The 13,925-nt window shown below is 48.8% G+C and carries 8 protein-coding genes, 1 tRNA gene and 2 rRNA genes; 8 read left to right on the top strand and 3 right to left on the bottom strand.

The features are described 5' to 3' along the window. Nucleotides 1-280 precede the first annotated feature (280 nt). The 5 genes from C504_RS0109360 to C504_RS0109380 all read left to right on the top strand — a co-directional run bounded on the left by C504_RS0109360 (nt 281) and on the right by C504_RS0109380 (nt 7,166). A 23S ribosomal RNA gene (locus tag C504_RS0109360) occupies nt 281-3,105 on the top strand. A 143-nt stretch (nt 3,106-3,248) separates the two neighbouring features. Next, nucleotides 3,249-3,363 (top strand): 5S ribosomal RNA (rrf, locus tag C504_RS0109365). Nucleotides 3,364-3,590: 227 nt separating this feature from the next. Then, nucleotides 3,591-3,667: transfer RNA gene (locus tag C504_RS0109370), tRNA-Met, on the top strand. Nucleotides 3,668-4,132: 465 nt separating this feature from the next. Further along, the gene (locus C504_RS0109375; RefSeq protein ID WP_018689072.1) at nt 4,133-5,710 is read left to right on the top strand and encodes a Re/Si-specific NAD(P)(+) transhydrogenase subunit alpha; all 1,578 of its coding nucleotides are present in this window, start codon (nt 4,133-4,135) and stop codon (nt 5,708-5,710) included. Nucleotides 5,711-5,723: 13 nt separating this feature from the next. Beyond that, complete coding sequence (locus C504_RS0109380) at nt 5,724-7,166, top strand: NAD(P)(+) transhydrogenase (Re/Si-specific) subunit beta (RefSeq protein WP_018689073.1); 1,443 nt, start codon at nt 5,724-5,726, stop codon at nt 7,164-7,166. Between the two features lie 69 nt (nt 7,167-7,235). On the opposite strand, the gene betA is transcribed toward C504_RS0109380, so the two are convergent. From betA to betI, 3 genes are read right to left on the bottom strand one after another with little or no spacing between them, the layout of a single operon-like run. Then, nucleotides 7,236-8,894, bottom strand: a complete 1,659-nt coding sequence (gene betA / locus C504_RS0109385; RefSeq protein WP_018689074.1) for a choline dehydrogenase — start codon at nt 8,892-8,894, stop codon at nt 7,236-7,238. Beyond that, on the bottom strand, nt 8,894-10,345 hold the full coding sequence (betB, locus tag C504_RS0109390) for a betaine-aldehyde dehydrogenase (protein ID WP_018689075.1): 1,452 nt from the start codon (nt 10,343-10,345) through the stop codon (nt 8,894-8,896). Before betB ends, betA begins: the two co-directional genes overlap by 1 nt. Continuing rightward, nucleotides 10,345-10,953 carry a choline-binding transcriptional repressor BetI gene (gene betI / locus C504_RS0109395; RefSeq protein WP_041951665.1) on the bottom strand — a complete coding sequence of 203 codons (609 nt, stop codon included), beginning with the start codon at nt 10,951-10,953 and terminating at the stop codon, nt 10,345-10,347. Before betI ends, betB begins: the two co-directional genes overlap by 1 nt. Nucleotides 10,954-11,085: 132 nt before the next feature. Between betI and C504_RS0109400 the strand changes: the two genes are divergently transcribed. The 3 genes from C504_RS0109400 to choV all read left to right on the top strand — a co-directional run bounded on the left by C504_RS0109400 (nt 11,086) and on the right by choV (nt 13,913). Further along, entirely contained in the window at nt 11,086-11,973 is an 888-nt protein-coding gene (locus C504_RS0109400) for a choline ABC transporter substrate-binding protein (RefSeq protein ID WP_245555174.1), read from the top strand. Nucleotides 11,974-12,045: 72 nt separating this feature from the next. Further along, nucleotides 12,046-12,879: a choline ABC transporter permease subunit gene (choW, locus tag C504_RS0109405; protein WP_018689078.1), complete on the top strand. Its 834-nt coding sequence runs from the start codon at nt 12,046-12,048 to the stop codon at nt 12,877-12,879. Continuing rightward, on the top strand, nt 12,876-13,913 hold the full coding sequence (choV, locus tag C504_RS0109410) for a choline ABC transporter ATP-binding protein (RefSeq protein ID WP_018689079.1): 1,038 nt from the start codon (nt 12,876-12,878) through the stop codon (nt 13,911-13,913). Before choW ends, choV begins: the two co-directional genes overlap by 4 nt. Nucleotides 13,914-13,925 lie beyond the last annotated feature (12 nt).

The following is a 13,925-nucleotide window of genomic DNA, read 5'->3' on the forward strand; positions in this document are numbered from 1 at the left end:
TTCAGAAGAAATAAAAAGTTTGCAGCTTACCGCAATGGTTCGCTGCCTGTTATGTCCATATTGTAAAGAGAAGATTTATCCGGATAACATCATTGATGTTATGTCGCTGTTACTTGCTCTAAGTGCAGCACTATGATGGCTTGTTTAACCGCAGCCTCGGATTAATCTCAAGAAGCTGGTCTTTTCGCCGGCATTTCCTAGAATTCAAGCGCAGGAAATGTTGGCAAGCATTGCTTTTTTAAGCGGTTGGCACACAGCCGTGCATATTAGCAATGAGAATGATTAAGTATAAGAAGGGCATTTAGTGGATGCCTTGGCATGCACAGCCGATGAAGGACGTGATACGCTGCGAAAAGCTATGGGGAGCTGCGAATACGCTATGATCCATAGATGTCCGAATGGGGAAACCCACCTTAGATACTTAGAAATTCAATTGAGCCGCAAGGCTCGGTGCTTCACGCATTGGCTCTAGGGCTTAATTGATTTCTAAGTATCGCTATAAGGTATCTTAACCTGAATACATAGGGTTAAGAAGGGAACGAGGGGAACTGAAACATCTAAGTACCCTTAGGAAAGGACATCAACCGAGACTCCGTCAGTAGCGGCGAGCGAACGCGGACCAGGCCAGTGGCAAAGTTAAGTTAAGTGGAACATTCTGGAAAGTTTGGCCATAGTGGGTGATAGCCCCGTACACGTAATACGAAACTTTGTCCTAGAGTAGGGCGGGACACGTGAAATCCTGTTCGAACGTGGGGGGACCACCCTCCAAGCCTAAGTACTCGTGCATGACCGATAGCGAACAAGTACCGTGAGGGAAAGGTGAAAAGCACCCCGACAAGGGGAGTGAAATAGTACCTGAAACTGGATGCCTACAAACTGTCGGAGCCCGCAAGGGTGACGGCGTACCTTTTGTATAATGGGTCAACGACTTAATGTAACGAGCAAGCTTAAGCCGATAGGTGTAGGCGTAGCGAAAGCGAGTCTGAATAGGGCGCCAAGTTCGTTGCATTAGACCCGAAACCAAGTGATCTATCCATGAGCAGGTTGAAGGTTGGGTAACACCAACTGAAGGACCGAACCCATAGACGTTGCAATGTCTCGGGATGACTTGTGGATAGGGGTGAAAGGCCAATCAAACTTGGAAATAGCTGGTTCTCTGCGAAAACTATTTAGGTAGTGCGTCAGACGAATACTCCGGGGGGTAGAGCACTGGATGGGTAATGGGGACTCACCGTCTTACTGATCCTAACCAAACTCCGAATACCCGGAAGTAATATCTGGCAGACACACGGCGGGTGCTAACGTCCGTCGTGGAGAGGGAAACAACCCTGACCGTCGATTAAGGTCCCCAAGTTGTAGTTAAGTGGGAAAGGAAGTGAAGATCCCAAAACAACCAGGATGTTGGCTTAGAAGCAGCCACCATTTAAAGAAAGCGTAACAGCTCACTGGTCTAAATAAGGGTCTTTGCGCCGAAAATGTAACGGGGCTAAAACTACACACCGAAATCGCGGGTTTACACATTAGTGTAAGCGGTAGCAGAGCGTTCTGTAAGTCTGTGAAGGGAGACCCGTGAGGGCTCCTGGAGATATCAGAAGTGCGAATGTTGACATGAGTAACGATAAAGGGAGTGAGAGACTCCCTCGCCGAAAGTCCAAGGGTTCCTGCTTAAAGTTAATCTGAGCAGGGTTAGTCGGCCCCTAAGGCGAGGCCGAAAGGCGTAGTCGATGGGAAACAGGTTAATATTCCTGTACTTGGAGGTAGTGACGGATCACGTGTATCGTCAATTCTTATCGGATTGAGTTGGCGGTGAAGTGGTTCCAGGAAATAGCTCCTCCATTATAAACCGTACCCCAAACCGACACAGGTGGACAGGTAGAGTATACCAAGGCGCTTGAGAGAACTATGTTGAAGGAACTCGGCAAATTGCACGCGTAACTTCGGAAGAAGCGTGACCCTTATTTACGCAAGTAGATGAGGGTGGCACAGACCAGGGGGTAGCGACTGTTTATCAAAAACACAGGGCTCTGCGAAGCCGTAAGGCGACGTATAGGGTCTGACGCCTGCCCGGTGCTGGAAGGTTAAGAGGAGGAGTGCAAGCTCTGAATTGAAGCCCCAGTAAACGGCGGCCGTAACTATAACGGTCCTAAGGTAGCGAAATTCCTTGTCGGGTAAGTTCCGACCTGCACGAATGGCGTAACGACTTCCCCGCTGTCTCCAACATAGACTCAGTGAAATTGAATTCCCCGTGAAGATGCGGGGTTCCTGCGGTTAGACGGAAAGACCCCGTGCACCTTTACTATAGCTTCACACTGGTATTCGCCAAGACATGTGTAGGATAGGTGGTAGACTTTGAAGCGTGGGCGCCAGCTCACGTGGAGTCATCCTTGAAATACCACCCTTATCTTCGTGGATATCTAACCGCGGTCCGTTATCCGGATCCGGGACAGTGTGTGGTGGGTAGTTTGACTGGGGCGGTCGCCTCCTAAAGAGTAACGGAGGCGCGCGATGGTGGGCTCAGAACGGTCGGAAATCGTTCGTCGAGTGCAATGGCATAAGCCCGCCTGACTGCGAGACTGACAAGTCGAGCAGAGACGAAAGTCGGTCATAGTGATCCGGTGGTCCCGAGTGGAAGGGCCATCGCTCAACGGATAAAAGGTACGCCGGGGATAACAGGCTGATGACCCCCAAGAGTCCATATCGACGGGGTTGTTTGGCACCTCGATGTCGACTCATCGCATCCTGGGGCTGGAGCAGGTCCCAAGGGTATGGCTGTTCGCCATTTAAAGCGGTACGTGAGTTGGGTTCAGAACGTCGTGAGACAGTTCGGTCCCTATCTGCCGTGGGTGTAGGAATATTGATAGGATCTGTCCCTAGTACGAGAGGACCGGGATGGACACACCACTGGTGGACCTGTTGTTGCGCCAGCAGCATTGCAGGGTAGCTATGTGTGGAATGGATAACCGCTGAAGGCATCTAAGCGGGAAACCAGCCTAAAAACGAGTATTCCCTGAGAGTCGTGGAAGACCACCACGTTGATAGGATGGGTGTGGAAGTACCGTAAGGTATGAAGCTTACCATTACTAATAGCTCGATCGACTTCATCATTCTCATTGCTTGTATTCACGTTTGTGAAAACAACACTTAAAGTAAGTCTCTCGTCATTTGCTACGCAATTGACTGCCGACTTAAACGCATTTTGGCTGCGCCAAATTTGCTTTACCAGCTTCTTACATATTGTCCTTTGCTGACCTGGTGGTTATGGCGGGGTCGCTGCACCCGTTCCCATTCCGAACACGGCCGTGAAATGCCCCAGCGCCGATGGTACTTTGTCTTAAGGCACGGGAGAGTAGGTCGCTGCCAGGTCTGCAAAGGACAATATGTATTCTCATTACAATATAAACATTACATTTAAGGCCGCTTACCTCACTTATGGTGTAAGGTCAGCGGCTTTTTTGTATGTTCAACTTTGATAAACAAAGATGAACACCATCATCAGTTCTTTATTGGTGATGTAATGACGCGGCCCTTCTCGGTATTTGCTTCGCAATTACCTGTCAGGGTAGCGTCAATCGCTTCAAGTAAGCAATTGACGCGGGATGGAGCAGCCCGGTAGCTCGTCAGGCTCATAACCTGAAGGTCGCAGGTTCAAATCCTGCTCCCGCAACCAAAAATAACATTAAAGCCTCTGATTTATCAGGGGCTTTTTTGCATTAAGCTCATAACCTGAACTGCTCTCGGCATTTGCTGCGCAATTGCCTGCCTTAGCAACGGGATCGCAGAGGCAAAACCAATACCCAAACCAATACTAAACCGTCAAACACATCGTCTGGCGGTTTTTTTATGACCTAATTTTAGAGCCGATATGGCATCTAAGTGTTGAAAATAAAAATCAGCACTGAAGATAACAGCCAAATCTATCTCAAAAATACTCTTCAAACGATTTTATATTGAATTCACAGCAAACCACGCGATTAAAGGGCTTGCACTCTTAATACTATCGTTGATTATCTGTTTGGTTTTCTGGGATTTGGTACAATACCATTATGCAGAATACATCAAAGCTGTTTAAGCTTTGAAACATAGAGCGGCGGACGACTTTATTTCCGCCAAGTATTAACGAGAGAGAATATATATGACCGTCATTGGTGCTCCCAAAGAGACTTTCGCTGGAGAAAATCGCGTCGCGATGACACCGCAATCAGCGCTAGATCTCCAAAAGCTCGGGTATGAGTGCATTATAGAGAAGGGGGCAGGCACTGCTGCCGGCTTTTCTGATAATGCTTATAAGGATGCTGGCGTAAAAATTGTTGCCACGGCTGCTGCTCTTTGGAAAGAAGCAGATGTTGTTGCCAAAGTACGTGCGCCATCGACTGCCGAAGTGAAAAAGTTTAAAACGGATCAAACCGTTATTAGTTTTGTTAATCCTGCTGCATCTGACAAATTGTTAGAGGCATCTAAAAAGGCTGGTAGTACGCTTATCGCCATTGATATGGTGCCGCGTATTTCGCGCGCTCAGAAAATGGATGCGCTTTCATCCATGGCAAATATTGCCGGATATCGCGCTGTCATTGAGGCGGGCAATAATTTTGGTCGCTTCTTTACCGGACAGGTAACGGCGGCTGGTAAAGTGCCTCCGGCGAAAGTTTTGGTTATTGGTGCAGGTGTTGCTGGTCTTGCAGCGATTGGAACATCAACGTCGCTCGGTGCCATTACCTATGCATTTGATGTGCGCCCTGAAGTTGCTGAACAAATTGAATCAATGGGCGCAGAATTTGTGTTCCTTGATTTTGAAGAGTCGAGCCAAGATAGTTCTGCAACAGGTGGTTATGCGGCACCTTCATCACCTGAGTTTCGTGAAAAACAACTCGAAAAGTTCCGTGAATTAGCACCCGATATTGATATTGTTATCTGTACAGCATTGATTCCGAACCGCGAAGCACCAGAGCTTTGGACTGCGGATATGGTTGCGGCGATGAAGCCTGGTTCTGTGATCATCGATCTTGCTGCTGAAAAAGGCGGCAATTGTAAGCTGACGCAAATGGACGAAAAGATTGTTACCGAACACGGCGTTACGATTGTTGGCTACACTGATTTTCCAAGCCGTATGGCAACGCAATCATCGACACTTTATGCCAACAATATCCGTCATATGATGAGTGATCTGACACCGGACAAAGACGGTGTGATCAATCACAATATGGAAGATGATGTCATTCGTGGTGCAACGGTGACTTATAAGGGCGAGATTACCTATCCGCCGCCACCGCCTAAGATTGCAGCCATTGCTGCTGCGCCTAAGAAGGAGAAAGCCAAAGAACTTACTCCTGAAGAGAAGAAGGCACAGGAAATAGCAAGCTTTAAGGCCGCAACCAAACAACAAGTTACGCTTTTGGCTGTTGGCGGCGCGATCATGCTGCTCATCGGTATGTTTGCTCCTGCAAGCTTCATGCAGCATTTTATCGTGTTTGCACTTGCGTGTTTCGTCGGTTTCCAAGTTATTTGGAATGTGTCGCATGCACTTCACACGCCTTTGATGGCGGTAACGAACGCTATTTCAGGTATCGTTATTATCGGGGCGTTGTTACAAATCGGGTCGGGTAGCTGGCTCGTTGTAATACTCAGCTTCATTTCGGTGCTTATCGCGTCAATCAATATCGTTGGTGGTTTTCTGGTTACACGCCGGATGCTTGCCATGTTCCAAAAATCTTAAGGGGGGCTGAAACATGTTTTCTATTGGTGTTTCATCAGCCGCCTACATCGCGGCATCTGTTCTATTTATTCTATCACTGGGCGGCCTGAGCAATCAGGAAAGCGCCAAACGCGCTGTCTGGTACGGTATTGCAGGTATGGCAATTGCTGTTATTGCGACAGTGTTTGGACCGGGCGTCTATAATGTTTTCCTCATTCTGATCGCAATCGCGGCGGGTGGTTTTGCCGGTTACTATGTGGCTGGTAAAGTCCAAATGACGGAGATGCCGCAACTCGTGGCAGCGCTTCACTCATTTGTGGGCCTTGCAGCCGTGTTCATTGGTTTGAATGCAGATATTGAGCTTTCATCTGTGCATGATCTTATTGCCGCTGGCGGTAATCAGGATTTGTTGACTGGCTTTGGTAAAAAACTGGCGGTGAAAGATGCGGTTGAAATCGCTATTCTTAAAGTCGAAGTGTTTCTTGGCATTTTCATTGGCGCGGTAACATTTACCGGTTCTGTGATTGCGTTTGGTAAGCTTGCTGGCAAAGTTGACGGTAAGCCGAAGCAATTGCCGGGCGGCCATATGCTCAACCTTGCATGTCTAATTGCTGCATTGATCCTCGGCATCATGTACTTCAACGGTGCCGGTATCTGGACAATGGTTCTTGTAACCTTGATTGCAGGCTTTATCGGTTGGCATTTGATCTTGGGTATTGGCGGCGCGGATATGCCGGTTGTGGTGTCCATGCTCAACTCTTATTCAGGTTGGGCAGCAGCGGCGATAGGCTTCACACTTGGCAATGACTTGCTGATTGTTGTCGGCGCTCTTGTGGGCTCTTCCGGTGCCATCCTGTCTTACATCATGTGTAAGGCGATGAACCGCAAATTCGTTTCGGTGATCCTTGGCGGATTTGGTGGTGCATCAGGACCGCAAATGGCCGTTGAAGGTGAACAAGTTGCGATTGATGCAGACGGCGTTGCTGCGGCTCTTGATGATGCAGACAGCGTTATCATCATTCCGGGCTACGGCATGGCGGTTGCACAGGCACAGCAGTCTGTATCTGAACTCACCAAGCGTTTGCGTGCTAAAGGCAAGAATGTTCGTTTCGCGATCCATCCGGTTGCAGGGCGTTTGCCAGGTCACATGAACGTTTTGCTGGCAGAAGCAAAAGTGCCTTATGACATCGTTTTGGAAATGGATGAAATCAACGACGATTTCCCTGAAACAGATGTGGCGATTGTTATTGGTTCAAACGATATCGTAAACCCTGCGGCGCAGGACGATCCAAACTCTCCAATTGCAGGCATGCCTGTTCTTGAGTGCTGGAAAGCCAAGCAAGTCTTCGTATCTAAGCGCGGACAGGGAACGGGTTACTCGGGTATCGAAAACCCGCTGTTCTTTAAAGACAATACGCGCATGTTCTATGGTGATGCGAAAGCGTCGCTTGATTTGTTGCTACAGAAGATCAGCTAAGCTCAATATAATAAATAAAAAGGCGGCAGAGATGCCGCCTTTTTTGTATCTAGTTTTGAACAGGAGCGTTTAGCGCTGCGCTGTTTCCCAATTAGGATTTATCCACGGCTCGGCATTGGATGCGGGCAGTAAATCTTTTCCCAAAATATGGTCGGCGGCTTTCTCACCTGTCATGATGGAAGGACCGTTCAGATTACCATTTGTGATTTGCGGAAAGATCGAGCTATCGGCAACGCGCAAACGGTCAACGCCGATGACTTTGGTGTCTTTGTCGACGACGGCCATCGGATCGTTCGCACTACCCATCTTGCATGATCCGCAAGGGTGATAAGCGCTCTCAACATGTTCTTTGATAAAGCTATTAAGCTCATCATCGGATTGCAGCGCGCTGCCCGGTTGAATTTCATGTTTAACGAAAGGCTTGAAGGCATCCTGCGCGAAGATTTCACGTGTTAAGCGAATACAATTGCGGAAGTCTTCCCAGTCTTTTTCATGCGCCATGTAGTTAAATAAGATTTTTGGTGCTTCACGCGGATCATTCGAACGCAATGTAATTTCGCCGCGGCTTGGTGAGCGCATCGGGCCAACATGAGCCTGAAAACCATGACCTTCAGCGGGTGCTTTACCATCATAGCGAATTGCCATTGGCAGGAAGTGATATTGAATGTCAGGATATTTAATGCCTGCTTTTGACCGCACAAAGGCAGCGCTTTCAAATTGATTGGATGCGCCAAGACCTGTTTTTGTAAACAACCATTGCGCACCGATCAGCGCCTTGGAAAGAATGTTCCAATGCTTATAAAGTGTGATCGGTTGGCTTGATGCCATTTGAAGATAAAGCTCCAAATGGTCTTGCAGGTTTTGCCCTACGCCAGCGCGGTCGGCAACGACATCAATTCCATGTTCTGCCAAATGCGCTGCTGGGCCAATGCCAGACAGCATGAGAAGTTTGGGCGAGTTGATAGAGCTGGCCGCAATGATGACTTCACGGTTTGCTGTGATTATTTCAGTGTTGCCACCGCGCGAAACTTGAACGCCTTTGGCTTCGCCATCTTTGATAATTATTTTCTCAGCGAAGGCGTTAATCACCTCACATTTATAACGCTTGATTGCGGGCCTCAGATAAGCATTGGCACCAGACCAGCGTCGGCCTTTATAGACCGTCTGCTCCATCGGGCCGAAGCCTTCCTGCTGGCGGCCATTATAATCATCTGTAAGCGCATAGCCTGCCTGTTTGCCTGCATCGACAAAGGCTTGAAATAATGGGTTTTCGCGTGGGCCGCGTGTGACATGCAGCGGCCCGGATTTGCCACGCCATTCAGCATCGCCGCCATGCCCGCCGCTATCCCAGCTCTCCATGCGTTTGTAATAGGGCAGCACATTTGCATAGGACCAGCTGTCTGCTCCCATGTCTGACCATGTGTTGAAATCTGCTGCGTGTCCGCGCACATAAACCATGCCGTTGATTGAGGACGAGCCGCCAATAACTTTACCGCGCGGCGTTGCCAAACGGCGACCACCTAAATGTGGTTCGGGTTCAGATTGGAAGCCCCAATCATAGCGCGACATCCCCATGGGATATGACAGCGCTGCTGGCATTTGAATGAACGGCCCGATATCTGTGCCGCCATGCTCGATGACGAGTACAGAGGCACCGGATTCAGATAGGCGGTAGGCTAGGGCGCAACCAGCAGACCCTGCGCCGACGATAACATAATCAGCTTGCATTAGAATTGGCTCTCCATGTGGCCCATTTCAACATAGACGGTTTTTAGCTGGCTATAATGTTCAACAGCCGCTTTTGAGTTTTCACGCCCCACACCGGAAGACTTGACGCCGCCGAACGGGATTTCGACAGGTGTTAAATTATACGCATTAATCCAGCAGGAACCGGCTTCCAGCTGGCCGATAACACGGTGCGCGCGGGTGAGGTCATTGGTGAAAATTCCCGCAGCCAAGCCAAATTCAGTATCATTGGCACGGGCGATAACCTCGTCATCGCTTTCAAAATCAAGAACGCACATGACTGGTCCAAAAATCTCTTCGCGGGCGATTGCCATATCGTCTTTTACGTCGGCAAAGATTGTTGGCTCAAAGTAAAAGCCGTCACGCTCAATGCGCTTGCCGCCATAGACGAGTGTTGCGCCTTCTTCGAGACCTTTGGCAACATAGCGCTCTGCAATTTCCATCTGGTTTTTAGAAACCATAGGGCCGAAATTTGTTGTCTCATCCATCGGATCGCCAATGATGGCTGTTTGCGTGCGCTCTTTAAGACGTGCAAGGAATTTCTCCTTGATCGATTTATGAACAAATACGCGTGTGCCGTTTGAGCATATTTGACCGGAAGAATAGAAGTTTCCAAGGATAGCGCCGCTGATTGCGTCTTCAATATTGGCATCATCAAAAACGATGAGGGGGGATTTTCCGCCAAGTTCCATCGTTACATGTTTGATCTGGCTTGCTGCGGCCGCATAGACTTTTTTGCCTGTTGGCACGGAGCCTGTAAGCGACACTTTATCAACACGCGGATCATTGACGAGGCTCGCGCCGACATCGCCCAGACCTTGTACCACATTGAAAAGCCCTGCTGGAGCACCAGCTTCCATGTATATTTCTGCAATTTTAAGCGCGCAAAGCGGTGTCATTTCCGATGGTTTGAAAATCATTGCGTTGCCACATGCAAGCGCCGGTGCTGACTTCCAACAAGCGATCTGGGTTGGGTAATTCCATGCGCCGATGCCGACACAAACGCCGAGCGGTTCACGCACCGTATAAGCAAAGCTTTGTCCAAGCGGAATGTGATCGCCTGTCAGAGTTCCGGCAAGTCCGCCGAAATATTCAATACTATCTGCGCCTGATGTTGCGTCGGCTACCAGCGTTTCTTGTAGCGGTTTGCCAGTGTCGTATGTTTCCAGAACAGACAATTCATGATTGCGCGCGCGGATAATATCGGCAGCTTTGCGCAACACGCGTCCACGTTCGGTGCCGCTCATCGCTGCCCAGATTTTTTGCGCTGCTTGCGCTGCTTTTATCGCTTGGTCGATAATGGCAGGTGTTGCCGAATAGACCGTTGCGATAGTTTCACCCGTTGCCGGATAGATGACATTGATTGGTGTGCCATCTTTATCTTCGACATAGGCACCGCCAATGAAGTGGCTGGCTGTTGGTTTCGTGTTCATTATTTACCTCTTGGGAAGCGTTGGTTTTCTTCCAGCACGTTCAAAGCATTATCAACATGCGTGGTGACAAGTTTGACGCAGAAATTTCCATCTGCTTTCTCATCGCGCAGCGCTTGGCGGATATAAAGACCGTCAATCAGCGCTGCGATAGAATGAGCAAGTTCAAGCGATTCTGCGCCCGCAAATGGGCGTAAATTATAGATCAAGTTAGAGATCAAACGTTTTTGATAAATGCGCAAAAGACGCTGCGCATTTTGCGAGTTTTGGGCCTGAACATAGAAGCTTAGCCAAGCGCTAACGATCTCCGGCCGGAAGTTTTGCGGGGAAAAACACGCCTTTATGATCGCCTGAAGGCGCTCTCGCGGTGTATCAGCCATCATTAATGCGCCGCGTACTTCAGCACCGAAAACCGTCAAGATATGGCGCATGGCGGCAAGAAATATCTGTTCTTTGCTGCCGAAGTAGTGGTGAGCCAAGGCACTGGAAACACCCGCTTTTTTCGCTATCTGACTGACCGTTACATCCAGTGAACCTGCACGTCCGATTTCATAAATTGTCGCTTCCACTAATGCGCTTCTGCGCATAGGCTCTATTCCAACTTTTGGCATTTTTAACCTCTTGACGTTGCCATTAGATAAAAAATGTTTTTAATTGACTCGTCAATCAATAATAATTTGAATGATTTCAAAAAGGAGATACCGATGCAAAAGAAACTAATTACGACAGCGTTCGCATTGCTGATGTCAGCGGGCGTTGCTTCAGCGCAGTGCGATGCTGTGACATTCTCCGATGTTGGTTGGACCGATATTACGGCCACAACAGCGGCGACAACTGTTGTGCTTGATGCGCTTGGCTATGAAACAGATATTAAAGTGCTGTCCGTGCCGGTCACATATGCGTCAATGAAAGAAGGCGATATCGATGTTTTCCTTGGCAATTGGATGCCAACAATGGAAGGCGACATTGCTGCTTACCGTGAAGATGGTTCTGTTGATACTGTGCGCACTAATCTTGAAGGCGCAAAATATACACTGGCAACAAATGCTGCGGGTACAGCGCTCGGCATTAAAACATTTGCCGATATTGCTAAGCACAAAGATGCGCTTGAAGGCAAAATCTACGGCATCGAGCCTGGCAATGACGGTAACCGTCTTATCCAAGACATGATCGAAAAAGGTGCTTTCGAGCTTGCTGGTTTCGAAGTTGCTGAAAGCTCAGAGCAAGGCATGTTGGCGCAGGTTGAACGCGCATCGAAAAAAGATGAGCCGATTGTGTTCCTTGGTTGGGAGCCGCATCCAATGAATGCTAATTTCGAGATGGGTTATCTTGAAGGCGGCGATGATTTCTTTGGGCCGAATCTTGGCGGTGCAACAGTGCATACAAACACACGTGCAGGCTATGTTGCCGAGTGTCCCAATGTTGGCAAGTTGCTTCAAAATCTAGAGTTCACGCTTGCCATGGAAAACGAAATCATGGGCGCTATTTTGAACGATGGTGAAGAAGCAAGCGATGCAGCAACTGCCTGGCTAAAAGCAAATCCATCAGCGCTTGATGGATGGCTTGAGGGTGTAACAACCAAAGATGGCGGCGATGCTATGGCTGCGGTTAAAACATCACTCGGCCTTTAATCTAAGTATATCTCCCCGCGGCTGCATGCCGCGGGGGTTCACAAACATCATTCATTATTTTCAGGTGGACATATGGATTGGCTAACAGAGACCAAAATTCCCGTTGGTAAAACGGCGAAAACTATTTTCGAGTGGTTACAAGAAAATGGAGAGTGGTTCTTTGATGGGCTGGATGTCGCGCTTGAAAATATGATTGATGCGATCCTATGGGTGTTTCAGACGCCGCATCCATTTATTGTTATCGCAATTGTCACGGCGCTAACATGGTACTTGCAACGTAGCTGGAAGATCTGCCTGTTTGTTGTTCTTGGCTTTTTGTTCATTCTCAATCAGGGGTATTGGGAAGAAACAACGGAAAGCCTGACGCTCGTTTTATCGGCCTGTGTTGTTTGTATGGCTGTGGGCGTGCCGATTGGCATTGCCACAGCGCACCGGCCAAGGCTGTTTTCTGCGATGCGGCCTGTACTTGATTTAATGCAGACTTTACCAACCTTCGTGTATCTTATTCCGGCTATTGTGTTTTTCGGCATCGGTATGGTGCCGGGCTTGATCGCGACCGTGATATTTGTTGTGCCTGCACCGATCAGATTGACCCATCTGGGCATTAGCACGACACCCAAGCCGCTTTTGGAAGCGGCCCAAGCCTTTGGCGCAACGCCAAGCCAGACGCTTTGGAAAGTCGAAATGCCTTACGCCCTACCGCAAATTATGGCGGGTTTAAACCAGACAATTATGTTGTCCCTATCGATGGTCGTTATCGCTGCCCTTGTTGGTGCCGATGGGCTTGGTGTGCCTGTTGTGCGTGCGCTTAACCAAGTGAACACGGCACTTGGCTTTGAAAGCGGAATTATAATCGTTGTTGTTGCTATTATGCTGGACCGGATTTTGCGGGTGGACCGATCATGACAAACGCTGTTGAATTTAAAAACGTCTCCATCGTATTTGGTGACAATCCTCAATCGGCACTGCCATTTATGGATGAGAATAAAACTCGTTCGGAAGTGCAAACCGAATCCGGCCAGATTTTAGGCGTTCATAATTGTTCGCTTGAAGTTGCTCAAGGTGAAATTCTTGTGCTCATGGGATTGTCCGGTTCTGGCAAGTCTACGCTGCTACGGGCGGTTAATGGGCTTAATCCGGTGGTGCGCGGTAGTGTAGCTATTCATGATGGAAAGTGGAGCGCTGATGTAACCAATGCTTCGCCTGAAGATTTGCGCCGTGTGCGACGCGAATGTGTGGCGATGGTGTTCCAGCAATTTGGCCTATTGCCTTGGCGCAGTGTGCGCGAAAATGTTGGCTTGGGGCTAGAGCTTGCAGGTATGGCGAAAGACGAGCGCAACGAGCAGATCGAACGGCAACTTGCGATGGTTGGCCTTGCTGAGTGGGCTGACAAAAAAGTATCAGAACTTTCTGGCGGTATGCAGCAGCGCGTTGGTCTTGCGCGTGCTTTTGCAACAGAAGCGCCTGTGCTGTTGATGGATGAGCCGTTTTCCGCGCTTGATCCGTTGATCCGTAATCGCCTACAGGATGAGCTCATAGAGCTTCAGCAGAATTTGAAGCGCACAATTATCTTTGTGAGCCATGATTTGGACGAGGCTTTTAAACTTGGTGATCGCATTGCGATTATGGAGGGCGGGCGCATCGTGCAAATCGGTACGCCGCGCGACATTTTCTCTAATCCAGTGAATGAATATGTTGCAGATTTTGTGGCCCATATGAACCCGCTTGGTGTGCTCACTGCGCGCGATGTGATGGAGCCTCTCAATGGTACTATGCCGACCGAAAATGTTGGTGCGAGCGAGCTTATTCAAAATGTAATGGAGCTTGCTGCGAGTTCGAACAAAGCGCTTGGTGTTGAAGAAAACGGGAAGATTATTGGGCGAATAACTAAGTCTGGCATTCTGGAACGCTTGTCAGGTGTGAATACTACAGACCAATAAATCATAAGTTTT

The sequence above is a fragment of the Ahrensia kielensis DSM 5890 genome, assembly GCF_000374465.1.
Taxonomy (GTDB): domain Bacteria; phylum Pseudomonadota; class Alphaproteobacteria; order Rhizobiales; family Rhizobiaceae; genus Ahrensia; species Ahrensia kielensis.

Bases quoted from the DNA above. Each gene is read 5' to 3' on its own strand.
- betA (WP_018689074.1), bottom strand. From the start codon at position 8,894: ATGCAAGCTGATTATGTTATCGTCGGCGCAGGGTCTGCTGGTTGCGCC.
- choV (WP_018689079.1), top strand. From the start codon at position 12,876: ATGACAAACGCTGTTGAATTTAAAAACGTCTCCATCGTATTTGGTGAC.
- betI (WP_041951665.1), bottom strand. From the start codon at position 10,953: ATGCCAAAAGTTGGAATAGAGCCTATGCGCAGAAGCGCATTAGTGGAA.
- betB (WP_018689075.1), bottom strand. From the start codon at position 10,345: ATGAACACGAAACCAACAGCCAGCCACTTCATTGGCGGTGCCTATGTC.
- choW (WP_018689078.1), top strand. From the start codon at position 12,046: ATGGATTGGCTAACAGAGACCAAAATTCCCGTTGGTAAAACGGCGAAA.
- C504_RS0109380 (WP_018689073.1), top strand. From the start codon at position 5,724: ATGTTTTCTATTGGTGTTTCATCAGCCGCCTACATCGCGGCATCTGTT.
- C504_RS0109400 (WP_245555174.1), top strand. From the start codon at position 11,086: ATGTCAGCGGGCGTTGCTTCAGCGCAGTGCGATGCTGTGACATTCTCC.
- C504_RS0109375 (WP_018689072.1), top strand. From the start codon at position 4,133: ATGACCGTCATTGGTGCTCCCAAAGAGACTTTCGCTGGAGAAAATCGC.